The organism is Vibrio sp. 99-8-1, assembly GCF_013114595.1.
In the GTDB taxonomy this organism is placed as follows: Bacteria; Pseudomonadota; Gammaproteobacteria; order Enterobacterales; family Vibrionaceae; genus Vibrio.
This window is the reverse complement of the sequence record NZ_VTXE01000016.1, coordinates 78,096-102,726: the sequence shown is the minus strand read 5'-3', so window position 1 is coordinate 102,726 and position 24,631 is coordinate 78,096. Positions and strand designations below refer to the sequence as shown.

The 24,631-nt window shown below is 42.3% G+C and carries 19 protein-coding genes; 9 read left to right on the top strand and 10 right to left on the bottom strand.

All coding sequences use genetic code 11. The annotated features are described in order from the left end of the window. Positions 1 to 143: 143 nt before the first annotated feature. A complete protein-coding gene (locus F0227_RS11070) occupies positions 144 to 1,106 on the top strand; it encodes an SLAC1 anion channel family protein (RefSeq protein WP_171753264.1) in 963 nt (320 codons plus the stop codon). 85 nt (positions 1,107 to 1,191) lie between these two features. Here F0227_RS11070 and F0227_RS11065 read toward each other — a convergent pair whose 3' ends face one another. Further along, positions 1,192 to 2,286 carry an MBL fold metallo-hydrolase gene (locus tag F0227_RS11065; RefSeq protein WP_171753263.1) on the bottom strand — a complete coding sequence of 365 codons (1,095 nt, stop codon included), beginning with the start codon at positions 2,284 to 2,286 and terminating at the stop codon, positions 1,192 to 1,194. A 112-nt stretch (positions 2,287 to 2,398) separates the two neighbouring features. Here F0227_RS11065 and F0227_RS11060 point away from each other — a divergent pair, with 112 nt between their 5' ends. After that, positions 2,399 to 3,016, top strand: a complete 618-nt coding sequence (locus F0227_RS11060) for a TetR/AcrR family transcriptional regulator (protein WP_171753262.1) — start codon at positions 2,399 to 2,401, stop codon at positions 3,014 to 3,016. Here F0227_RS11060 and yddG read toward each other — a convergent pair. Then, positions 3,013 to 3,900, bottom strand: coding sequence for an aromatic amino acid DMT transporter YddG (gene yddG, locus F0227_RS11055; protein ID WP_171753261.1), 888 nt, complete (start codon positions 3,898 to 3,900; stop codon positions 3,013 to 3,015). The two genes, F0227_RS11060 and yddG, sit on opposite strands and share 4 nt — an antisense overlap. Before the next feature lie 42 nt (positions 3,901 to 3,942). After that, entirely contained in the window at positions 3,943 to 4,599 is a 657-nt protein-coding gene (locus tag F0227_RS11050) for a GntR family transcriptional regulator (RefSeq protein WP_171753260.1), read from the bottom strand. Positions 4,600 to 4,737: 138 nt separating this feature from the next. On the opposite strand from F0227_RS11050, the gene F0227_RS11045 reads away from it, so the two are divergent. From F0227_RS11045 to F0227_RS11035, 3 genes are all read left to right on the top strand, one after another. Beyond that, complete coding sequence (locus tag F0227_RS11045) at positions 4,738 to 6,093, top strand: FAD-dependent oxidoreductase (RefSeq protein WP_171753259.1); 1,356 nt, start codon at positions 4,738 to 4,740, stop codon at positions 6,091 to 6,093. Positions 6,094 to 6,102: 9 nt separating this feature from the next. Then, positions 6,103 to 7,227: a mandelate racemase/muconate lactonizing enzyme family protein gene (locus F0227_RS11040; RefSeq protein ID WP_171753258.1), complete on the top strand. Its 1,125-nt coding sequence runs from the start codon at positions 6,103 to 6,105 to the stop codon at positions 7,225 to 7,227. A gap of 64 nt (positions 7,228 to 7,291) precedes the next feature. Beyond that, the gene (locus F0227_RS11035) at positions 7,292 to 8,914 is read left to right on the top strand and encodes a BCCT family transporter (RefSeq protein ID WP_171753257.1); all 1,623 of its coding nucleotides are present in this window, start codon (positions 7,292 to 7,294) and stop codon (positions 8,912 to 8,914) included. 78 nt (positions 8,915 to 8,992) lie between these two features. Here the strand turns inward: F0227_RS11035 and F0227_RS11030 are convergent, their stop codons facing one another. From F0227_RS11030 to norR, 3 genes are all read right to left on the bottom strand, one after another. Beyond that, positions 8,993 to 9,781, bottom strand: a complete 789-nt coding sequence (locus tag F0227_RS11030) for a transporter substrate-binding domain-containing protein (RefSeq protein WP_171753256.1) — start codon at positions 9,779 to 9,781, stop codon at positions 8,993 to 8,995. Positions 9,782 to 10,029: 248 nt separating this feature from the next. Then, positions 10,030 to 11,211, bottom strand: coding sequence for an NnrS family protein (locus F0227_RS11025; RefSeq protein ID WP_171753255.1), 1,182 nt, complete (start codon positions 11,209 to 11,211; stop codon positions 10,030 to 10,032). Between the two features lie 248 nt (positions 11,212 to 11,459). After that, positions 11,460 to 12,998, bottom strand: coding sequence for a nitric oxide reductase transcriptional regulator NorR (norR, locus tag F0227_RS11020; protein ID WP_171753254.1), 1,539 nt, complete (start codon positions 12,996 to 12,998; stop codon positions 11,460 to 11,462). A gap of 192 nt (positions 12,999 to 13,190) precedes the next feature. Between norR and F0227_RS22035 the strand changes: the two genes are divergently transcribed. Continuing rightward, entirely contained in the window at positions 13,191 to 13,319 is a 129-nt protein-coding gene (locus tag F0227_RS22035; RefSeq protein WP_301338363.1) for a hypothetical protein, read from the top strand. A gap of 4 nt (positions 13,320 to 13,323) precedes the next feature. On the opposite strand, the gene F0227_RS11015 is transcribed toward F0227_RS22035, so the two are convergent. From F0227_RS11015 to F0227_RS11000, 4 genes are all read right to left on the bottom strand, one after another. Next, positions 13,324 to 14,484 (bottom strand): GGDEF domain-containing protein, encoded by a 1,161-nt coding sequence (locus F0227_RS11015; protein ID WP_171753253.1) that lies wholly within the window; start codon positions 14,482 to 14,484, stop codon positions 13,324 to 13,326. Between the two features lie 151 nt (positions 14,485 to 14,635). Further along, entirely contained in the window at positions 14,636 to 18,223 is a 3,588-nt protein-coding gene (gene nifJ / locus F0227_RS11010) for a pyruvate:ferredoxin (flavodoxin) oxidoreductase (RefSeq protein WP_216613393.1), read from the bottom strand. A gap of 8 nt (positions 18,224 to 18,231) precedes the next feature. Next, entirely contained in the window at positions 18,232 to 19,863 is a 1,632-nt protein-coding gene (locus tag F0227_RS11005) for an NAD(P)-binding protein (protein ID WP_171753252.1), read from the bottom strand. Between the two features lie 402 nt (positions 19,864 to 20,265). Then, complete coding sequence (locus F0227_RS11000; RefSeq protein ID WP_171753251.1) at positions 20,266 to 21,324, bottom strand: glycosyltransferase family 2 protein; 1,059 nt, start codon at positions 21,322 to 21,324, stop codon at positions 20,266 to 20,268. Between the two features lie 79 nt (positions 21,325 to 21,403). Here F0227_RS11000 and F0227_RS10995 point away from each other — a divergent pair, with 79 nt between their 5' ends. The 3 genes from F0227_RS10995 (at position 21,404) to F0227_RS10985 (ending at position 24,604) form a co-directional block, all read left to right on the top strand. Next, the gene (locus F0227_RS10995) at positions 21,404 to 22,336 is read left to right on the top strand and encodes a lysylphosphatidylglycerol synthase transmembrane domain-containing protein (RefSeq protein ID WP_171753250.1); all 933 of its coding nucleotides are present in this window, start codon (positions 21,404 to 21,406) and stop codon (positions 22,334 to 22,336) included. Beyond that, positions 22,333 to 23,787 (top strand): glycosyltransferase family 39 protein, encoded by a 1,455-nt coding sequence (locus F0227_RS10990; protein WP_171753249.1) that lies wholly within the window; start codon positions 22,333 to 22,335, stop codon positions 23,785 to 23,787. The genes F0227_RS10995 and F0227_RS10990 overlap by 4 nt, the downstream gene beginning before the upstream one ends. A 130-nt stretch (positions 23,788 to 23,917) precedes the next feature. Next, complete coding sequence (locus F0227_RS10985) at positions 23,918 to 24,604, top strand: phosphatase PAP2 family protein (protein ID WP_171753248.1); 687 nt, start codon at positions 23,918 to 23,920, stop codon at positions 24,602 to 24,604. The last annotated feature ends 27 nt before the right edge of the window (positions 24,605 to 24,631 follow it).

Here is a 24,631-nt window from a genome sequence, read left to right as displayed (position 1 = left end):
GAACAAACTAATTAGATTATTTAAGCTTTATCTAATTTAGATTATTTGGTACTATGTTTCAGTTAATGGCTTATGCCAATAATATAGAGTACAATTTTCCTCCGCTATACTGGTATATAAGCGCTATATAAAAGGACTGATTCATGAACACTGCTGCCACGGAAGAGCAAGGCAAACTTTGTCATTTCCCCATCTCATTTTTTGCAGTAATTTTAGGTCTTAGTGGCTTAACACTGGCATGGCGATCGGCTGGAGGGAGCATTATTCCTCAAGCTTCATTCTGGCTAGGGATTTTTACCTCTATCGCGATGGTTTCAGTGACTGGTGTCTATCTGCTAAAAATCATTCGCCATCCAAAAGCCGTGATGGCAGAGACTCGTCACCCCATCCGTCTCAATTTTTTCCCTGCTTTTTCAATCAGCCTTCTGCTGTTGGCGGTTGTTTGGCAAGATTATCACTCCGTATCTCATACACTTTGGATGGTGGGTGCTTCTGTACAACTTATGTTAACCATTTATGTTATCAGTAGTTGGATTCACCATACTCATTATGTGCTAACTCATGCAAACCCTAGTTGGTTTATTCCTGTTGTGGGTAATATTATCGCTCCAATTGCAGGTGCACACCTTGGCTATACGGAAATAAGCTGGTTTTTCTTCAGTATCGGTATCGTTTTCTGGGTTGTCTTACTCACTATTGTAATGTACCGACTGTTTTTCCATGAACCATTACCGGCAAGGCTAACACCCATGTTGTTTATACTACTCGCCCCACCTTCAATTGGTTTTGTCTCTTATACCAACCTAGTAGGTGAACTGGATGTATTTGCTCGAGTTCTATTCTATGTCGCGTTATTTTTAAGTTTCGTATTGTTCTCAAATATACTTCGCTTCAGCAAAGTGCCATTTTTTATCTCTTCTTGGGCATACTCATTTCCCATGGCGTCCCTGACAATCGCCACCGCGAAAATGGCAACCTTTACCACAAGTCTATTTTTTGACAGCCTGTCGATACTCTTTTTGACCTTGGTTTCTGTTTTACTCGCTTGGCTCATCATTCGTACTGTCAAAGCAATATTTAATGACGAAATATGTGTTCCGGAATAACCGATGTAAAAAAGGCAAGGTGATTTAATCTCCTTGCCCCTATCTATTGCTCACCACGGACTATAATGAGTTGCGGCTAAGCGTATTAGTTTTGCTCTAACACAAGACGTAACTCTTCATTACTGGCCACATCTTTCCACCAAGCGTAATTACTCACGGGATTGGATAGTGTTACATTGTCACCGAAGATTGGCGTTAACAGTTCAACCCCATTCTGCCCTGCTAGCTCGCTAATACGCTCGAAGGGTTCGTACCAGTCGTGCAGTGATAAATCAAAGGTGCCATTATGGATTGGCATCATGGCTTTTCCTTTCAAATCTAAATGTGCTTGCATACTCTGCTCAGGCAGCATATGGATATCTGACCACAAATCATTATAAGCACCCGTCTCTATCATGGTGACATCAAATGGCCCATAGCGCTCACCAATCTCTTTAAACCCGTTAAAGTAACCACCATCGCCACTGAAGAAAAGATTATATTGCTCACTTTGAATAACCCAGCTCGCCCATAAAGACTCATCTCTATCAAACAACCCTCGCCCTGAAAAATGCTGCGCCGGTGTAGCCACCAGTTTTAAATCATCGATTTCTATGCTTTGCCACCAATCTAATTGGGTAATTTTCGAAGCGTCCACGCCCCACTCTTGCAGATAATCACCAACTTTTAACGGTGTTACAAAGTACTCAACTTTGTCCGCTAGTTGCTTAATGGCGGCTTTATCTAAGTGGTCATAATGGTCATGGCTAATGACCACTACTTTTATCTCAGGCAGTTCGTCTATAGATATTGGTGTAGGATGAAATCGTTTTGGTCCCGCCCACTGTACAGGAGAAGCTCTCTCACTAAACACGGGATCAGCCAGTACATACTGACCATTTAAACGCATAAGTATTGTCGAGTGGCCCAATCTATAAATGGCATCTTCATTACTGCTATCCAACTCTGCACGAGATAACATTTTTAACGGTATATCATTTACAGGAGTCGGCTCACTGCGTTTTGCCGATACTTGCTGCTTAATTATTTGCCAAATATTGCTCAAACTTGGTTTATATTTTATTTCGCTATTAACGAACTTGCCTTGTTGGCTTTCCGCACCAGACTCTGATGCACAAGCAGTAACTAATACGACTGACATAAACGCAACTCCTACAATAATCTTAGTTAATTTCTTCATTTCAACGGGCCTACCCATAAAATCTACACTAAGCAGTTTACATTCTTAAATTGAAAAGTAAACCGTTCAGTGTACAATTGCTGTGAGTATTTTTTCCGGCCTTGTGAACAAAATGGTAACTATAAAAAAAACCAGAAGTGAATTAAAAAGAGAAGCGATTGTAAATGCAGCAAAAAAAGCATTTGTTGAACATGGTGTTCAAGGCATCAGTATGGATAAATTGTCCGAACTAGCTCAAGTATCAAAACGTACTGTATACAATCATTTTGCCACCAAGGAAGAGCTCGTGATGCACATCATGTCCGACTTATGGCGACGAGCAACGACGCAAATTGAGCGGGAATACTCTTGTTTGCAACCACTACAAGATCAACTTGTTGAGATACTCACTGCGGAAGCTCATATGTTCTCATCTCAAGAAAATATCGATCTATCGCGAGTTGCCATCGGCTACTTTTTCTATAAACCCGATGCACTAGAAAGAGAAATGGCAAAGTTTTCTTCTAGAGAGACCACATTATATAAATGGCTGGAGGCGGCGGTTGCAGATGGAAGATTGAAACCGCTAGATTTCGAGTTTGCTAACAGCCAGCTTCATAATTTAATTAAAGGGCGCTGTTTTTGGCCACTGTTAATAAATGCCAAGCAACGTATTTCAGACCAAGAAATTGACTTTGTCGTGTCCGAAGCAGCCGCTATGTTTATTAACCACTACAAAGCTGAATGTTAATCCCTACCTCTGGTTACCCACCAACTCATTAAAGAGCCTAAGGTAACCAGTAATACGCCTTGCCAGAAACTGGCTGAGAGCGTGACTCCCAAAAGAAGCATGGAAAGTAGGGTTGATAATATCGGAGTAAAATAGGATAAGGTCGCAAGAAACATCATATTCCCTCCTATAATAGCGATGTTCCATAGCGCATAACCACTTCCCATCACAACCCCCGCAATCAAAAGGTAACTGATCGATTTAGCAGTAAACGTCATTGGTGGCTGATTCGTTAAGACGAACTGCAACCAAAGCGATAGCGCGGTGAAAATGAAAAACAGAGTAATGCCATTTTTACCGTTTGAAAGTCTTTTTGTTATATTACAGTAGACAGCCCAGATTATCGCACCAACAAAAGCCAACAAATAGGCTAATGGATTGCTCTGCACATTATTCATTACTGTTAACAACGAGAGATCTTGCCCACCCATTAAGCTCCACGCGACACCAAAAAAAGCAATAAATAGACTCGGATAAATCCACTTACTAATGCTTTTTTTACTGCCCAAGATGGCAAACAGTACCGTTAGAGAAGGCCACAAATAGTTGATAACTGCCATTTCTATGGTTTGAGAACGATCAATAGCGTAACCAAGAGCCAGAGAAAAACAGACTTCGTATGCGGCAAACAGACCTCCAGCAATAACAATGTAGCTCCAAGAAAAATGCCTTAGCTTAGGTATTCCTATCGAAACTAACAAAAACAGTGACGCCACACTGTATATCATTGCAGCGCCACCAATTGGCCCTAATAACTCAGTCACATGTCGAATGAGCGCAACCAAACTACTCCAAAGCAGAATTGCTGCAACACCAAATACGGTATATCTGTCTAAAGCTAGCAAAGTAAATCCTTTTTACTTATCTATGGTTAAAATGACGCTCGTTTAACGCTTGCTGATACTTCGGTACGCGACATCCGTTAAATAATCATTTAGTTTATGTGATGCGCATACCGCCTCATCTGCATCTGTGTGACATACCGCTCGTAACGTTGCGGCGTGTAGATGAGAGGCTTCTGCCAAATCTGTTGAGTCATTCTTGTAAGCGAACCAAAATCGACGAGATAGCCCCTGAAGTGGTGCCATAGCTAACTGCAAATACTCATTACGTGCCGCTTTAACCAATACATTATGGATCTGCTTTAGCAACACAGAGTATTCAACCTCATCACCATTTTCCGCACAAACCTCTAGCTTAGAAGCCAACTCTTGCATCTGTTGTTTCTCGTCAACCGACGCTCTAACCGCAGCGTATTTAACGCATAACCCTTCGATATCTCGTCTTACTTCCAATATTTTTAATTGGCTTTCTACTGAAATAGAAGGGATTTGTATGCCTCGACGAGGATGGATTTCGACCATTCTTTCATAAGAAAGCCTTTGAAGTGCTTCTCTTACCGGTGTTCTTCCTAAATCTAGATTTTCAGCCAACTGCTTTTCACTCACCATACTTCCAGGTTCAAGTTCGCGAAAGATGATCATTTTCTCTAACTGGTTATATGCAATCTCTGTCTTATTTATCGGATTAATATTGTTATTCATTCTATTTTCCTAGCCAATTTTAGTGAGCAGACTCACGAATATCATAATCGCAATTGTATCACAAAAAATATCAGCATATATTCAAAACACACAACTGATATATCAGATGACTATCAGTAATCTATTAGCGAGGTAATCATGAAAGATTGGAAAATTGTTCGCCGTTTTGAACAAATACCGGATCTGCCGATCTTGGCTTCAATCGATGTATTAGTGATTGGTGGCGGCGCAGCTGGAGTAGCGGCAGCCGAAACCACTGGTCGTTCAGGAAAAAACACATGGCTGATTGAAAAATACGGCTTCTGTGGGGGGGCAGCGGTTGCTGGCCTATCTGGCACAATCTGTGGCATGTTTATGGCTAGTGACGATCCAGATGCACAACCCGAACAAGTGGTATATGGCTTCACTGAAAAATTCCGCAAAGAGTTAAAAGTCAGAAGTGGGGTCACTGAGCCTCAACGGTATGGCAAGACCTACACAGTAACCCATGATCCTTTGATCTGGCGTGAAGTCGCAGACGATCTGCTAGAAAAAGCGGGCGTTACCACTCTATTTCACACCGCGGTAACGGGCGTCATTATGGATAAAGACACCTTTAAAGGTGTTGTGATTGAATCCAACGCAGGTCAAAGCGTCATTTTAGCCAAAATGATCGTAGATGCCTCTGGTGACGCAGCATTGATTGCGCGTGCCGGAATGGATTACTACTTCGGCGATAACGGACGTATTCAAAATCCCACCATGTTCTTCCGAATTGGGGGCGTTGATATTGATAAGTATCTCGACTACTACGGCGATGACACCATCTGCCCAGCTAAAGTTACTGACAATATCCATAACGCTAACGCAAGTGGTGATTATGTTTTGCCTCGTCACAAAATCTGGATATTTCCAACAACCCGACCAAATGAGCTAATGGTGAACGCAACTCGCCTAGCTGGCCAAGATGGCCGCATTCTCAATGTGATTGATCCAAAAGATTTCACCGAAGCTGAAATCTGGGGACGTCGCCAAGTAAGAGACTATACCCGTTTCTTAAACAACTTCGTTCCAGGATGTGAAAACGCCTACGTAGTCGATACCGGTGTAGAAGTTGGTATACGACAAACTCGCTCGATTGTCGGAGTGGAAACATTAACCAATGAAGATGTTGTCAATTGTGTAAAACGCAGTGACAGCATATGCCGAACTCCGTGGCCAATTGAGCTTCATTCCGGAGATAAACCAAAACTTCATTGGTTAATTAATGATTATTACGATGTTCCGTTTAACACACTCGTTCCAGTTGTTGGTGAGAACATTATTGTTGCAGGGCGTTGTTTAAGTGCAGAGCACGAAGCACTCGCTTCAGCTCGCGTTACTGCGCAATGTTTTGAGTACGGTATGGCAGCGGGTATCGCTGTTGTAAAAGCAATTGATGAAAATAGACGTATCCGCGATCTACATGGTGAAGAAATTCGCACTATTATGATAGATAACGGCAGTGCGTTGTAAGGAGATAAAATGAAAGGTACAGCAATAAAAAGAGTTGAGCTTTACGCAGTTGCTGATCGTGACGCACCACCGATTCCGTGGGCAGACAATCAGGAACCTCTTTTATACACCAATAACATCGTTCGTATTATTACTGAAGATGGAACTGAAGGTGTCGGTGCAACAATCAGCTATACAGAAAACGACTTCGATCGCTGCATTATTGAAGCTATGCGTACAATTGTTCCTGGGTTAATCGGCAAAAATCCTCTTATGACCGAAGAACTTAATACATGGCTTGGCGCTCGTTGTTCATGGGGTGGCTTGCCTGCAAAATCCCCAATTGACATTGCAGCTTGGGATATCAAAGCGAAAAAAGCCAACATGCCTCTTTACATGTTGCTTGGCGGTGCTCGAGAAAAAATGCTGTCATATGCTTCTACGCCTATGTTCGATACTGTAGAAGAATATTTCCCCTACGTAGATGAATGCATCGAAGCAGGCTTTACTGCTATAAAACTTCACTGCTACTGCGTATACGATAAAGATGTAGCATTAGTCAACGCAATTCAGCAGCGTTACGGTGACACAGGTATTCGCTTCATGCTTGATACCGCTACATTTTATAATGCAGCAGAAGCAATGAAAATGGCTAAGCTGATGGAAAGCTACGATTGGGAATGGCTAGAAGCGCCTGTTTCTGATTATGATTACAAAACCTATCAACGCCTCGTGGACAAAACGGATCTTGAGATCTCTAGTCACGGTAACTGCTTATTAACATTACAAGAAGTAACTTACGCTCTTGGTAATGGATTTTGGTCTGATGTTCGCCAAGACGCAACCGTATGTGGCGGCATTACTCAACTCAATAAATGTTTTGCTATTGCAGAAGGTCACTCAAAAACATTAGAAATTCAAAGCATGGGCTACACCATCACCCAAGCAGCCAATTTACATGTGGCACTAGCTCACTACAACTGCAAATACTTCGAACAGTTTTACCCATATGAGAGCTTCGAACTTGGCTCTAATACACAAATTCGTACAGATAAAGATGGGTTTGTTCACGCACCAGAAGGAAATGGATTGGGTGTGGAAATGGACTGGGAAGCGGTAAAAGAAGCATCAATTGCTCACTATGTTTTTGAATAATTAAATATTAATGACGTGAAATTGTTACTCCCGATCCATAGGCGGGAGTATCAAGGAGTCCTTTATGGAAAATAGTAAATCAAGTAATTTTGACCGCACTACAATACTGATCTCTCTGCTCATTATCAGTGCGTTGTCTGTATTTTTTCTAACAGATACTGAGCGTGCCATTAGCATCGCTGGAAGTATTTTTACCATGATCGCTTATAATCTTGGTACGCCTATTCTGTGGTTTGGTTTTGCCATGGTAATAGTTTCAGTTTATCTGATGGCCAGCAAATACGGTAACATACGTATGGGCGAGGGAAAGCCAGAGTACACCAATTTTGCATACATCACTATGATGGCACTCGCCGGTGTGGGTTCAGGTACCGTTTACTGGGCCTTTCTAGAATGGTCTTACTACATCAAGACCCCTCCTTTTGCTATAGAAGCGGGCTCTGTTGCCGCGCATGAATGGGCAGTAACCTACTCTCTGCATCACTGGGGAATTACTGCATGGGCTCTATATGCCATTAGTGCTGTGCCTATTATGTACTCCTACTATGTGCGTAAAAACCCTTCTCTAAAGATCAGCGAGATCGTACAGAGCATGATTAAAAACCAAACTGCAGGTAAAGTGGTTGCTCGTATTATTGACATCACCTACCCAATCGCGCTGGTTTTTGGCCTTATCATCGTACTGGCTCTAGGTGTGCCAATTGTATCTGCTGCTTTTGCTCAGCTTACAGGCCTAGAGGACACTTTGGGACTTAAGTTAGGCATGTTAGGTATTGTAGCAACACTGCTTATTGTGAGTTCGTTTGTGGGTATCGAAAAAGGCATGAAAAATATCTCAAGCTCAGGTACTTACTTCCTAATCGCACTGGTTATTTACATTCTTATCTTCGGTCCGACGTTATTCATTCTGGAGAATACCAGTACATCACTGAGCATTTGGGCATCAAACTTCATTCATATGAGTCTGTATACGGATGCTATCACTCAGGACAAGTTCCCACAAAACTGGACAGCTTACTTCTGGGCATACTGGATGATTTTCATTCCTTTGATGTGTATCTTCATTACTAAAGTATCTAAAGGTCGTACTCTTCGTGAAGTCATTGCCTGTATGGTAGGTGGCGGTACAGTAGGTACAACAATCCTATTCTCAATTGTTGGTTCATTTATGATGAAGACCCAACTTGATAAGAAAGTAAACATCGGCCAGATGGTATCTGACGGTCAAGCGAGTCAGTCAATTGTAGAAGCGTTAAATACACTACCATTCTCATCTGTTCTGCTTGTTATATTTATTATCTCGACCTTCTTATTGTTGGTCACCACACTGGATGGTTCAGTATTTACTGTAGCTTGTCAGACGCAACGTGTATTAGATAAAGATAAGAACCCGGCAACTTTATTGAAAATCTTCTGGTGTTTGGTGATCATCGCTATACCAGCGGTATTCATTATCGTTAAAGCTCCAGTCGGCTCGATGCAATCTGCCATCTTGATATTCGCGGCACCACTGCTGGTATTAGTTAGCTACATGTTGTTCAAAACATTCAAGTACATGATTGAAGATTATGGTCACATGAGCGCAGTAGAGATTCAACAGATGCATAAACTGGAGACGGAAGAGGTAACTCCAGAAGTAAAGATGGAAGAAAATATTGAGGTCGCTCCTGCTAACGCAGCTGGCTAGTTTAATAATTCGCTAATCTACACAGAACTAAAGTCAGTCACAACAATTGTCCTCCACAACAATTAGACTTTGGTTCTGTTATTCCGACCAATACCGACCATTCTCAAACTCTTTGACAATCTCACTATATCGACCACTAAGTCGAATGATTCTGAGGCCTCGATTAAATTTCTCTAGTAATACTTGGTTCTCCTCTACTTTATGTGAAAACAGCAAATACAGATGACGTTTACTAATACTCTGTTCCACGTAGGCCACTTCACTCATGTCCTTGTTTGATAAGTTTTCAGCCATGTAGTACAAACCGACTTCTTTCATCACCACAACGGCATCAATGTTGCGAAAAAACAGACGTTGCATTTGTACATCATCTTCTCCAGAACGGATAATTTTAATAATGCCTTTATCTCTAAGAGGTTCTAAATTAGGGTAAGGAGAATAGTCTGTACCGCCAATTCTTTTGCCTTGTAAATCACTGTCACTGTTCCATACCACCGGGTTACTCTTTAGATAAAACATAACTTCATTAGCTTCATAAACCATATCGCTATAGCGAAGATCTTTTTCTCGCTTCTCAGCGTAGTACCAAGCTGCAGTAGCGTGCCAGCGACGGTTGCTCTCCCCCACGCCATTCACTGCATAACGATAAGAGCGTTTCCATGGGAAATAGCCATACTCAACTTCGATCTCTACCGCAGCAAAAGCCTCAGTGATAATGTGCGAGACAATTCCCCCCTCTTTTAACTGTTTCCCCATATAGGGTGCCCACTCACCATTGGTAATGAAGATTTTCTGCGCAGAAAACGCGTATATCGAAGGGGTAACAAGGCTAATAACTATCATCAATCTTAAAAAGTAGCTGAACATTTCATTCCTTAATCCGCATTACTACTGATAACAAACTAAACGGTAATCAATGTGACTGGAGCAAGTTAAGTTGTTCAATCAAGCATTAACGATTTAAGTATCGTTGATTTTTGCTATTTTGGCACTGCAATTGATAGATATAACAATACAAAAGGGGAAATAAAAAGAAACCGCAACTTAACTTATTGTTAAATATACGGTTTCTAAAGTATTACGGCTAAATAAATAGTTAGTTCGAGATCAGCCTGTTAACCGGGATGGCCGTCTGCTCTTGGCTTCATCAGCATAACCGCGAAATAATAGATAAATACGGTAAAGGCAAATCCCCATAAGATGGCAGAAATATTAATAATCAACATCATGTAAACGGGCGAAAAACCAACCCCTAAACTTCTTAACAGCGCCGCTAAAAACATCGCCAAAAATGCTGGCCAGATCCTAGGTCCTTTATAGATAGCACGCCCGGTATGTCCCATAGTAACACGAGAGATCATCGCTAAAATCAATCCACCCAAAGCACCAATGGCAAATAAATGAATCATAGAATGTTGTGCAAACCCTGTCGTTACCCCGCTACCAATAAGTCCTAAAGGAATACAAAAATAAGATAAATGTAACGACCAAACGAGTGGTTCACTCAGTGTTCTCCATGGCTTCCAACGGGCAAATCGAACCAATTGAAACAACGCACCTATTAGCATAATAGCAGGGCCAATTTGAGAAGAGAGTAGAGGGAAAAAACTTAATACGAAAAGCAGTACTAAAGGCAGATTAGCCGCCCACTCTAACCAAAGTAAAGGCTGAGCTTTTTCAAAGTTAAATCGCTTAGCTGTAAAGAATGGAATAACGCGACCACCCATTATCGACAATAGCAACATAAACCACCATATCATCGCTTGCCAAACCGCTAGCGACGTAAAGGGTGGCATGCCTTTAATAGTGGCGTAACTGGCAAAATTTGCGACCAGAGCCAATACAAATAGAGGAACAAAAAATAGATTTTTCCAGCCCTTCGATTTCACAACTCTAAAGCCAACTTCGTAGGCCAACGCTGCCAAGAAAAGAGCTTCAATTGTTGAGATTAACCATAATGGTGTCTCTGTCCAAAAGAGCACTCTAGGCAACATCCATAATAGTACGATGAAACCCAGCCGATAACTCTTGGTGCCAATAATGCCAGTCCATGTTTGCACCGCGGTAAGCACAAATCCGGCAACAATCGCCATGGCAAAACCAAACAACATTTCATGAACATGCCACCAAACGGCAGGAACACGCAGTGCTTCAGGCTGGCCATTTTGAAAAGCAAGTACCCAGATAGTGATACTCAAAATCGAGTAGAGTGTGCCAAATAAAAAGAATGGTCTAAAGCCTAGACGCAACAGTGGAGTGATTTTTTCTTCTTTACTTTTATCGGTGATGTTTAACACTTATAGAACCTTATAAACTGCAATACTACTCATAGTATTGCAGTTTATGTGCCAATGAGAATAACTCTTACTGAGTATTTCTATTGTCTTATAAAACAATAATTTATAATATTCCTTCATAAACCAAATTTCAGCACACTATCAATTTGACATAAATAAGTGTCAAATTAACATAGACTGTAAATGTCATTATGACATCATTGTTAGCGAAACTATCAATGATGTCATGCTGTTAACTCTGACAAAAATCACTTCACTCCTAATCGTTTGGCTAACCGGTGGAGATTTCCTGAATCTATCCCCAACTCTCTCGCCGTTGCAGACCAATTGTGACGATTTTTGCTATAGCATTGCTCGATAATTTGACGCTGAAAGGTATCTGTTGCGCTCTTAAGCGTCTGTTCTGACAGCTCGTGACTCATCTCTCTTGCTTCTTCTGTCTTCAGCAAATCTTCTCTGCTCTCTTTAAAGCTAAAATGATAAGGCTGCAAAACAAGGTGAGCATCGCTAGTTTCAGATTTGGCAATAACAGCGGCTCGATTGATCATATGCTCAAGCTCTCTTACGTTACCGGGCCAATGGTAATCATTTAATTTTATTAGTAACTCTTTAGACAAACTGATACTACGAACCTCTAGTTTCAATTTGCATTTTTCAGCAAAGTGCCCGGCAAGTAAGGTGATATCCTGCTGTCTGTCTCGTAGTGCTGGAACTAATATAGGGAACACGGTTAGGCGATGATAAAGGTCTGCTCTAAAACGCCCCTGTTTTACATCGTCATGCAGTATTCTATTTGTTGCGGCGATGATTCGTACATCGACTTTAACGCTGCTATCATCGCCCACTCTCTGGATATCGCCATACTGCAATGCTCGCAGTAGTTTAGCTTGCAATCCTATGGATAACTCACCAATTTCATCAAGAAACAGAGTCCCACCATCCGCTAGTTCAAACTTGCCTTTACGATGACTAATTGCTCCGGTAAACGCCCCTTTTACATGACCAAATAGTTCACTCTCCGCAACGGACTCTGGCAGAGCGGCACAGTTTAAGTAAACGATATCCCGCTCTCTTCTAGCAGAGTTAGCGTGCACCAAGCCTGCCACCAGCTCTTTACCGACCCCTGTTTCCCCCGATATCAAAACGGTTAGATCCGTATTTGAAACGACATTAATATTGCCATTTAACTCGTTCATCGCCGATGAATGCCCAATCATCTCAACCGAGTTACTGTCCCTAAATGTAATATTGCTATCTGACGACGGTAGGTAGGTAAGTTGACGCTCCAGTTGCTCCATTAATAGAGATGTGTTCAAACTCGTTGCCGCTAATGCAGCGATAATTCGAAGATCGCCATCAGAAAAACCATCAAATTGCTTAGCGCTGAAACCGTCGATGGTTAATGCCCCGATAAGACGCTCATCCACCATTAAGGGCAGCCCAACACATGAGTGAACATTCAGATTGCCATCCATATTTGCGATTAACCCATCATATGGATCGGGTAATTCACTATCCGAGGGAAAACGGACAATATCACCCGCTCTGGCGATCGCCTCTAACCTAGGGTGGTCTTGAATATTAAAGCGTCGTCCCAGCACTTCATCATACAAGCCACTGATTGCTAATGGAGTAAACTGCTGATTATTAAACGATAGCAGAGCTGAAGCATCACAACTCAGCACTTGCCTTATCGACAAAAGCAACCGATCAAATCTATCTTTACTTGAGAGATTGGAGGTTAAATCAAGAACAATTTTACCCCACTCTTCACTTATGTTTTGCACTGATTCATCACCAAATAAGCTGAGCTGGTTAATTCTATTAATTCGATGTCTATAAGACACACAACTATGTCTATATGACACAGGTCAATATGACATAAATTTTAATAAAGTCAATATAAACATAATGTTATCTATTGGCATAAAAACTGCTATTACACTAATGTCGGCAATAGTGAATCGAGGAACAGTACAATGAATGCCAATTTATCTGCCATATTGAAAGCGGGAATATTTATGCTTGTCATGTATTATGCGGCTGCTTATCTGGCCATACTACCAGAGCTACTTTATATGTTTGGTTTGGAACTGGGATTATTTTGAGCCGTCAATAGGTACTTACTGTATTACGTCCATGGGATTTAGCGTGATACAGAGCGATATCAGATCGCTCTAATAGATCAATAATGGAGATGTTATCCGCCAACGCATCTACTGAAGCAATACCAATACTACATGTTACTTCTCCAGCTTTAATTGATTGAGCTGGTGACAACTCACTAAAACGTTGTCTTATCCTTTCTGCAATTTTAGCCGCATCTTTAATATTGGTATCCGGTAGAACCACGACAAATTCTTCTCCACCATAACGCGCAAATAGATCCGGAGTTCTCAATAGTTCTAGCGAGGTATTAACAAAACTACGTATCACTTTGTCACCACGTAAATGGCCATAAGTATCATTAATTAACTTGAAGTGATCTAAGTCGATTGATAACACCGATATCGGAAGCCGTTCTCGCTTAGCTCTCGCAAATACATTCTCGACAATAGTAAAAAAAGCTCGTCGATTATAAGCACCTGTCAATGCATCTCTGTCTGCAGCTTGTTTCAACTCTTTTTGCAACAGCTCTACCACCATTCCTAAGCTCACCATCACAATAAGAAAAGAGACGAAGAAGTACCCTACGATGGTGATTGCTGTAACACTTCCTGCTGTGAGTAAAGATTGACCTCCAAATCCGGCAAGATAGAAAAGTGCTCGCAACATATGAATGAGAATTAACAGTGAATAGGAGAAGACCATTAAATTAACAAGGGGTTTATCCTTCTCTCTAATCGCAGGTAGATAAACAATAATAGAGAGGGCGGCGTAAAGAGAAACCAAAATAGAGATGATAATGACACGCAATAAATAACCTTGTTCAACTTGTGTCAAAGCAGCAAACACAACCAAGGTAACCAGTAATAATGCGATAAAGATTAAATGAGTGTTGGTATAGCTTAGCTGCATAAATCGCACATGCCCTAACCAAATAACATAGAGCGCAATGAGAAATATCCCGTTACTCAACAAAACAGATAACATTAACGGCATAGACTCTCTAAATGCAAATAACAGAAATGCCATAACCAACAAGGAGCGACCAATAGACCATTCAAGCAAGCCGTTTATCTGCTTATTTTTATACCAAATCAACCCCATAACCATCACGCAGGCTAATTGCGTTAGGCCAAACATAGTAAATGCGGTGGGGATATGAACCATAGAGAACCTTCCGTTACTGAACAACGATAGGCGAAACTATTCTTTGTTTGCCTTACTTTAGCTTAGCAAACTTATGCTATATATCTATCTCTGCACATTATCGCGAATGTGCAAAGGAACACTCTCCTTTGCACATCACGTCCGTAGTTATCTATTTGGATTCCAGTTCCATATGAGGTGCAACGCTGCCTTGGCTCCGTGTCGCGAGCTCCTCATATAACTGCCATTTCCGTTCCGCAACATGTTGTGCCTGCTGTAGAATCTCTTCTGCTGCTTCAGGATCGTTTCTTTGCAGTATCTGATAGCGACTTTCATTCATCCTATACTCTTGCAACGAAATAGTGGGTCGTAAGGTATCTAGAGAAAACGGATTAACTTGAACATCTCTTAGTGCTGGATTGTACCTAAACAGTGGCCAGTGACCCGATCTCACCGCTAAATCCTGCTGTTTCAAACCATCTTCCATTTTTATACCGTGCGCAATACAGTGACTATAAGCAATGATAATTGAAGGTCCTCGATACGCTTCTGCTTCACGCATTGCCAGCAAGGTTTGCTGTGGATCCCCACCCATGGCTACCCGAGCGACATAAACGTTGTTGTAAGCAATGGCCTGCATCGCAATGTCTTTTTTGGTGGCTTGTTTGCCAGCCGTAGCGAACTTGGCAACAGCCCCTAACGGAGTGGACTTAGACATCTGCCCACCTGTGTTTGAGTAGACCTCTGTATCCATCACCAATACATTGACATCTGCACCACTAGCAAGCACGTGATCAAGTCCCCCTGATCCAATGTCATACGCCCAACCATCACCACCCACTATCCAGATAGAACGACGAATAAGCTGATCAGCAACCGATATCAAATTCTTACTCGACTCACTATCAATCTTAGTTAGCTGCTCTTTCAGCCTATCAACCCGTTGAATCTGTGATTGAATATCCGATTCCGTTAACTGGCTAGCGTTAAGCAACTGGTCCACCAATAGTGGGTCTAACTCGGCGCGATTTTCAATGAGTAACTGTTCAGCCAGTTCATGCTGTTTGACCGCCGCTAAACGGAAACCTAAGCCAAATTCGGCATTATCTTCAAAAAGCGAATTAGACCACGCAGGGCCTCTACCCTCTTCGTTCACCGACCAAGGCGTCGTCGGCAAGTTACCACCATAAATGGAGGAGCACCCTGTGGCATTGGCTATCATTAATCGGTCACCAAACAACTGCGACATCAATTTTAAATATGGAGTCTCTCCACAACCTGCACATGCCCCCGAGAACTCAAAAAGAGGCTGGAGGAATTGAACCCCTCTGACATGGGAAAAATCGACTTTCGCTCTCTCGTTGTATTTGATTGAATCAAAGAAAGTCAGATTTTCCACCTCTTGTTCCATATAGGGTTCTTTTAGTTCCATATTAATGGCTTTATGAGAAGAGTCTTGCTCACTAAACGCAGGACAAACATCAACACATAGCCCGCACCCGGTACAATCTTCTGCATACACCTGCAACGTATATCGGGTATCGGGAAAGCCTCGTGCGGTAATACCTGATGACTTATAGCCTTCCGGTGCCTCTTCAAGCAGTGACTTATCGTAAAACTTGGCTCGAATCGCCGCATGCGGACATACAATGCTGCAATTACCGCATTGAATACAGATGTCTGATTGCCAGATTGGGATTTTCTGCGCTATGTTCCTTTTTTCCCATTGAGTGGTACCTGAAGGATAGGTTCCATCTGCGGGTAACATTGAGACAGGAATCAGGTCCCCTTTTCCTGCCATCATTTGCGCCGTCACCTGCTTAACAAACTCAGGCGCTCTTTCAGAGACTCGTGGTGTTTCATTTACCTCCGCGGTAACACTATCAGCAATAGCAACTTCATTTAAATTTGCTAAGGTTTGGTCTACCGCGAGGTAGTTTTTCTCCACCAGCTCAGGGCCTTTACTTGCGTACGTTTTTTTAATCGCCGCCTTAATTTTATCAATGGCAACCTCTTTATCCATCACCCCAGACAGAGCGAAAAAGCAAGTTTGCATGATGGTATTAATGCGATTCCCCATTCCCGTTTCTCGGGCAACTTTATAAGCGTCAATGACATACAGTGTCATCTGTTTCTCAATCAGTTGTTGCTGCATTTTAGCGGGCAGAGATGCCCATAAATGTTCTGGTGCAACGGACGAGTTAAGCAAAAACGTAGAGTGCAGAGCCGCTTTAGCTAACATATCGGTTGTTTCGACAAAGGTCGCTTGGTGGCAGGCAATAAAATTAGCGGATTGAATAAGATAAGGGCTGTTGATTTCATGATGACCAAAGCGTAAATGGGACTCGGTTTGCGAGCCGGACTTCTTAGAGTCATATACAAAATAGGCTTGAGCAAAGTAATTAGGATCTTCACCAATTATTTTTATGGTATTTTTATTGGCGCCAACAGTCCCATCAGCGCCTAATCCATAAAACATGGCTCGAACCACTTCATTTGGCTCAATATCAAAGTCATCGTCCACATCTAGATGAGAGTGCATCACATCATCGATGATACCGACGGTAAAATGATTCTTATGCTGCGCCAATAACATATTGTCATATACCGCTTTAACCATCGCTGGGGTAAATTCTTTACTCGACAAACCATAACGACCCGCAAGCACTTTTGGCATTGCACCAAATCGTTCAGGCTGTTCCATAAGAGCGGTAATGACATCTTGATATAATGGATCTGCCGTCGCGCTCGGTTCTTTGGTTCTGTCTAATACGGTAATGGTTTTTACCGATTGAGGGATTTCGTTTAACACATGTTCCGTTGATAAAGGTCGATATAACCGAATCTGGATTAAGCCGACTTTCTCCCCCTGTGCTTCTAAATAGCTCACCGTCTCTTTGATGGTCTCTACACCCGAACCCATAGCAACAATAATATGCTCAGCGTCATCACAACCAACATATTCAATAAGCTTATATTTTCGGCCAGTAAGCTCAGCGAATTGGTCCATACAGTGCTGAACAATACCGGGGGTGGCTGCGTAATAAGGATTGACCGTTTCGCGCCCTTGGAAGTAAACATCAGGGTTTTGGGCCGTACCACGAATAAAGGGGGCATCCGGACTTAAACCACGTTCTCGATGTTGACGAACCAGAGAATCGGAGATCATTGCTCGAATATCGCTATCTGAAATCAGCTCAATTTTATTCACTTCATGGGATGTTCTGAAACCATCAAAAAAGTGAATAAAAGGAATGCGGGCCGACAAAGTGGCTGTGTGAGCAATTAACGCCATATCATGTGCTTCTTGAACTGACGACGCCGCCAATAACGCAAAACCGGTTCCTCTCGCCGCCATAATATCTTGGTGATCACCAAATATAGATAAACCCTGAGCCGCCAATGAGCGAGCAGCAACATGGAATACCGTTGGGGTTAGCTCACCCGCAATCTTGTACATATTAGGTAGCATTAACATCAACCCTTGAGAGGCTGTAAACGTTGTGGTTAATGCACCACTTTGCAAAGCGCCATGTACGGTTCCGGCCGCACCACCTTCGCTCTGCATCTCCGCTATTAACGGAATATTCCCCCAAATATTGGTCTTATTCTCAGCGGCCCATTGGTCTGCAAATTCCGCCATGGTTGAGGAAGGGGTAATAGGATAGATAGCGCAAACTTCGCTGACTCGAAAGGCGATATGTGCCGCAGCTTCATTGCCATCACAGGTGTACATTTGATGTTGAAATTGATTACTCATAACGCCTCCTATTTCACTTCCGCTTCAACCATCTCGATGGCATGACATGGACACTGGGCATAACATGCCTCACAACCCGTACATTTGTTGTAATCCACAGAATAACCTTGGTCTTTACCATTGAAGGTAATCGCACCATGAGGGCACGCCCCCAGACAACCATTGCATTCAAAACAATTACCACATGAATAGCAGCGTTGAGACTCATACAAAGCTTCTTCTTGGCTCAAACCGCCTACCACTTCGTCAAATGACGCGGTTCGAATCTGTGGAGGCATAGCAGGTTGCTCCCGCTGTTCCGCATCCGTTTTGTACCATAAGTGCAATTTGTCATATTTAATTAAGGGGGTTTTCGCGATTTTGGTAAATGGACGATGTTTCAAAAATCCGTTTATATGAGCCGCGGCTTTCTTACCGTGCCCCACCGCGATGGTCACTGTTCGGTCACTAGGCACCATGTCGCCACCGGCAAACAGCCCCGGATATCCTGTCATCATTTGATCATTAACAATAACGGTGCCATCGGATTTGTACTCCACTCCTGGGATATTTTGGGTAATTATCGTGTCAATGTTTTGCCCTAATGCCAAAATTAGAAAATCAGCTTCTAGAGTCTCAAACTCCCCCGACTGTTGCGGTCGCCCGCTCTCATCCAGCACCGTCTTTTCTAAAGTAAACGTCGTCCCATCCACTTGATTTATGGTGCGTAACCATAAGAACTCCACCCCTTCTTCCATAGCCTCAACACATTCAAAATCATGGGCGGGCATACTGGCTCTGTCGCGACGATACACAACCGTCACTTCAGACCCCATTCGTTTCGCGGTACGTGCTGCATCCATGGCCGAATTTCCTCCGCCATAGACCACAACTCGTTTACCAAGCTCGGGGGCTTCCTCTGTTTCTATTTGTCGCAAGTAAGTCACCGCATCGATGGCGTTACTTGGATCGTCATGGGGAATATCCAGTCCTCGACCAATGTGCGCACCAATAGCAAGAAATACTGCATCAAACTGCCCTTTTACCTTCTCAGCTAAAATATCTTGCACCATGCTGTTAAGCACAATATTGATGCCCATTTGCTGAATTCGGTCGACCTCTTGGTTCAATATCTCTCTGGGTAGTCGATACGCAGGAATACCAAAGTGCATCATACCGCCGGCCATAGGACCGGCTTCTCTAATTTCAACATCATGACCGTAACGTTTAAGGTGATACGCCGTCGCTAACCCGCTAGGCCCGGCACCAACCACCAGAATTCTTTTTCCTGTAGATTTAGCTTCATAACGAATCGGCCATTTTTTCTCTATCGCCAAATCACCTAAAAACCGCTCTACAGCATGAATACTCACTGGCTGATCAACATTGATTCGGTTGCAAGCAGATTCACAAGGGTGATAACACACACGACCATGAATAGCGGGCATTGGATTATTCAGCACCAGCTCTTGAAAGGCTTCTTCATAACGCTCTTCTTGTGCGAGGGATAACCATCTTTGAATATTGCTGCCTGTTGGACAGGCATGGTTGCATGGAGGAAGTGTATTGGCATAGATGGGGAATTTTGTACGTACCGGACCGGATCCTTTTTTAACCGTTAAATCAGGTGGTAAGGTCATATCCTTTAACGAGTTGCTCATGAGTGTTTACCTTCTACTTGGTAAGAACGGAGCATCGTCTATTATTCTGTTATCAACGTAAGCGCCATTCTAGTTGCACCAGCTATTCTCATTTACCTCAACTCGGATATTTAGCCATTGAATAGGTTAAAACATATGATTTATTAAATAGTTAAGTCATCCAACATTAAGGTTAATCGCTGTTCCAGACTTTAAAATATAATCGCATTGTTATGAAAATGTTGAGCTACAGGTCAGAAAGTAAGCGATAAGTGAATCAAGATCGAAGAAGTGTGAAGTAGAGGTAAAGCAATGATTTTAATGAGAATATTTCTCATTAAAATTTCTATCGGCGCTATTTAAGCAAAAAAAAGAGCTTTCAATTAATTGAAAGCTCTCACATTTATAAACAAATTAGCTCATCTACTCTTTCGATGACGGCTCAGGCTGCGCCTCTGTCTCTGCGGCAACTGGAGCCGGAGTTTCAGCTGTTGAATCTGACGTTATCTCAGTAAACTCATAGGTAGAACGATTTGAAGATTCGTAATAAGTACGGCTGACCACTTCAGCCAGAATACCTGTGGTGATGAACTGCATTGCCATTACAATAAGTAATACACTGACAATCAGCATTGGACGACCACCAATGGCCTCACCAAGTATGAATTTCTCAAACGCGAGTACCAACATCATCAGCGATCCAAGCGCACCACAACCTAGTCCAATTGGACCAAAGAAGTGAGATGGTCGGGTACGGAAACGCATAAAGAAGATAACTGAAATCAGGTCAAGAATCACTCGGTATACACGTGAAATGGTGTATTTAGATTCACCGAACTGTCTTGCATGGTGATTAACTTCTACTTCTTCAATACGATCAACGGGTACATGAATGGCAACCCAAGCAGGAATAAATCGATGCATCTCTCCGTAGAGTTTTACGTTACGAATCACACTGCCACGATAAACTTTTAAGCTACAACCGTAGTCATTTAGCTTAACACCTGTGGTTTTACCGATTAACCAGTTAGCCACTTTAGAAGGAACCTTACGAATCAACATATTGTCTTTTCGATCTTTACGCCAGCCGACTAATAGGTCTAAATCTCTGTCAATTAAACGCTGCACCATATGCGGAATATCAGCAGGATCATTTTGCAAATCACCATCTAACGTTACGATATAATCGCCGTCAGATTGCTCTATCCCTGCTTGCATAGCAGCAGTCTGACCAAAATTACGCTGTAAAGCGATGATTCGAACATGATCACCGTATTGCTGTTGCGCTTCCATTGCGACATGCAATGTTCTATCACTACTGCCGTCATTCACTAACAGCAGTTCCCACTCAAATGGAGCGCTCTTTAAAGAGCTATCAATTGCGTCAACTAACGGCTTAACACTTTCTTCTTCATTGTAGATAGGGACAACGACACTAACTTTATATTTTTCATTAGTTTCGGAAACTTTGTTATCCGACATAATAGCTACTCTCACCATCATTTTATGCTATTCTATTTAAGTTTTTCACTATAACTCAATTCGGAAGTCAAGCATAGTTATGAAACACCGTTCGGCCCTTATTTCTGTGTTGACATTCCTTTCAGTAATTGTCGCAGTTCAAGCTATCTGGGGGTGGGATACTCTACTTTCATTCTGGAGCACCATTCCAACTAACGCCGTTATCTTTTTTACTCTGTTATATTGGTTTAGTTATCTGGTTCGAAGCTATCGAATTTCCATTTATTTCAACAGCCCACGCATTCAATTGCCCACCAAGGTTGTATTACCTATTGTTATTAAGCAAACCTTCTGGGCTAACCTGCTGCCAGCAAAGGCTGGGGAGATCTCTTTTCCCATATTAATGAAAAAAGCATTTTCGACGCCTTATTCTCACTCTGTTCCTGCATTATTAGTTTTGCGTCTTTTTGATGCTTATGTTTTGGCTTCGATTGCAGTGGCTATTTTTTCTTTTCCTATGGCTGGAGTATGGGTACTGGCATGGTTACTGGTCTCATTTTTCATACCTTTAGTGGGTATTTCACTTCGCAGACAGCTTATAGGCCTCACTTATAAACATAGAGCAAGAAACAAAGTGAAATTTATCTGGCAGATATTGACCAATATTCCTGATAGCAAAAAGAAATTACTCCGCATGACCGCCCTTTCATGGTTAAACTGGGGCATCAAAATCTTCCTGTTTGCGGCTTTGTTGGCGAGCATGACGCCTCTACTAATCGAACAAACAACAATTGCAGCGCTGTTTGGCGAAGTTTCTGGTATGCTGCCGGGATTACCCGGTGGGTTCGGCAGTTATGAAGCGGCCGTCTCATTTGGTTTGATGTCCAGCGGCGCTGATTTAAGTGCTGTTAGCTCTAAAGAAATAGTAGCCGCCGCTTTAAATTCTCACTTTTTTATTTTATTTAATTCTATATTTGGCGCTATGATCGTCTTTATGCTGCCAAAAAAATCAACGATTGAAACGAGTTTATGACAAATAATTCTACGTCTAAGAACACCAGCACAGGTTCAATGCTAACAACGCTATTGGTCGTTCTTGCGCTAATTTCCCTATTTCGCGGCTACGCACTTTCCATTAGTTCACTGGATCTCTACGTTGATGAAATTCAGTATTGGTGGTGGTCGCTAGAGTTAGATTGGGGCTATTATTCAAAACCACCTATGGTCGCGGTTCTTATCTATTTTGTTACCAGCTTATTTGGCCATTCGGTCTTTACTATCAAGTTGGGCGCGATATTGGTGTACCCCGTTACCGCTTTAATCATCTATCTATTAGGACGCAAATTAGTTTCTGAACGGGTTGGTTTTTGGGCAGCCGTACTGTTTATCACCCTTCCCGGCGTAGCGCTTTCATCCACGATTACCTCTACCGATGTTCTCTTGTTTCTTTTTTGGAGCAGCGCCATGCTGTTTTTCTTGCGCAGCATCGAAACCAATACATGGTTTAACTGGATTATGTGCGCAGTGGTATGCGGCCTAGGTCTGCTTACCAAGTACAATATGGCGATATTCTCTCTATCAGCGTTAGGTTACATGCTCTTTTTCGGTCACAGCCAACAGTTAAAAAACCCTCGTTTATGGGTTATGGCGGGGCTTTCATTACTGATATTAGCACCAAATTTCTATTGGAATTACCTAAACGACTTTCCTACTTTTGCTCACACAGCTGACTATGTAGATAAACAAGGGCTCTATCCGAATAAAATGTTTAATTTTATATTGGAGCAGGCAGGTATCCTTGGGCCAGTCGGATTTATCGTTATGTGGTGGTGGTTAATCAAAGGCGAAAAGCCGAGAAACCTATTAATTAATTTTAGCATGCCGATGCTGATTATAATCTCTCTAGTCGCGCTGCAAGGTAAGTATAATGCCAACTGGGCAGCGCCAACGTATGTCGCTGTAATTATAGGTATTGCTCATTTTCTGCAGCACCGTAAAGGCTGGTTAATCGCTATGCTAGCCAGCAATCTTGCACTTGGTATGGTTGTGCAACTTGGTGATCCTATTATTCAAGCTGCAGGTATTGAGTTACCAGAAGGCAAAGACCCTTTTAAACGTGTTAGAGGCTGGCAAGAGTGGGGAGAAGAAGTCAAAGTTTTCACCGACAAGTACCCGCAAGATCAATTAATTGTTGATGGCAGAACCGCCATAACAGAAGCGGCCTTTTATACTTTTGACCGTCCTAATGATCGGCTGGTCGCATGGTGGCCACGTACTGTAGTGAAAAGTCATTTTGAACTGACAAGGCCATACTTAGGCTCTGACAAAGAAGCTCTATTTCTTACCGATATGGGTAAGTCCAATGTTGACAAATATTTTACGGACGTTGAGTTACTATCGGCAGTAAATCGTAGAGTGTCAGAAAACAAAACCAGTGATTATGATATTTATCGAGTAAAAGGCTTCAAAGGTTACAATAAATAGAAAATTGCGGCATCATGCCTCAGTTCATTTGTGTTCAAGTAACGTCGTCGGTACTTGAACATATCTCTATATAGAGCAGGCGAACGATCTGTTTAGGTCTGCTTTTTTACATACAATGCTGTGAATTATTATGAGTCAAATATTACAATCAAAGTGGCAACCCATTATTATCGCGACAATTATCATTGCAATAATTACCATTGCAACGCGATTATTCAACCTTGATATTGCTATCACCAGTTTCTTTTATCACTCACAAGATGGCTTCACTTTAAAAAATGATTCTCTAGTCAGGTTTTTTTATCGTTCTATCAATATCTCTGTGACCGTTAGCATTCTCTTTTTCATTGGCTTTGCCATTGCGGCACTGTTTAAGAAGTCCATCAGAAAACATAATCGCTTGGTACTCGCGCTGTTTATCTCTATTTTGTTGGGCCCAGGACTGATCGTTAATTCTGTCTTTAAAGAGAACTTTGGTCGACCTCGCCCATCTCAAACCGTAGAGTTTGGCGGTCAATATCAACCCAAAGCCGTATTAGAAGCCAACTGGGGTAATGAGGGTAAATCATTTGCATCGGGTCATGCCGCGGTGCCTCTATCGTTTTTACTTCTTGCATTTGCCGCCTACCGCCGAGGCAAGCTAAAGCTAGCAAAACAGTTAGCAATAGGCATTGTTAGCTGGTATCTGTTTGTCAGCTACGCCCGAGTTGCGGCCGGCGGGCATCACTTTACGGATGTTGCTTGGGCAGGATATTTCTCTTTTGTCTGCGCATGGCTAAGTTATATTTTTATAGAAAGTCGCGGCAAAAACCAATAATCCAATAACCCAATGGAAACGTGACAA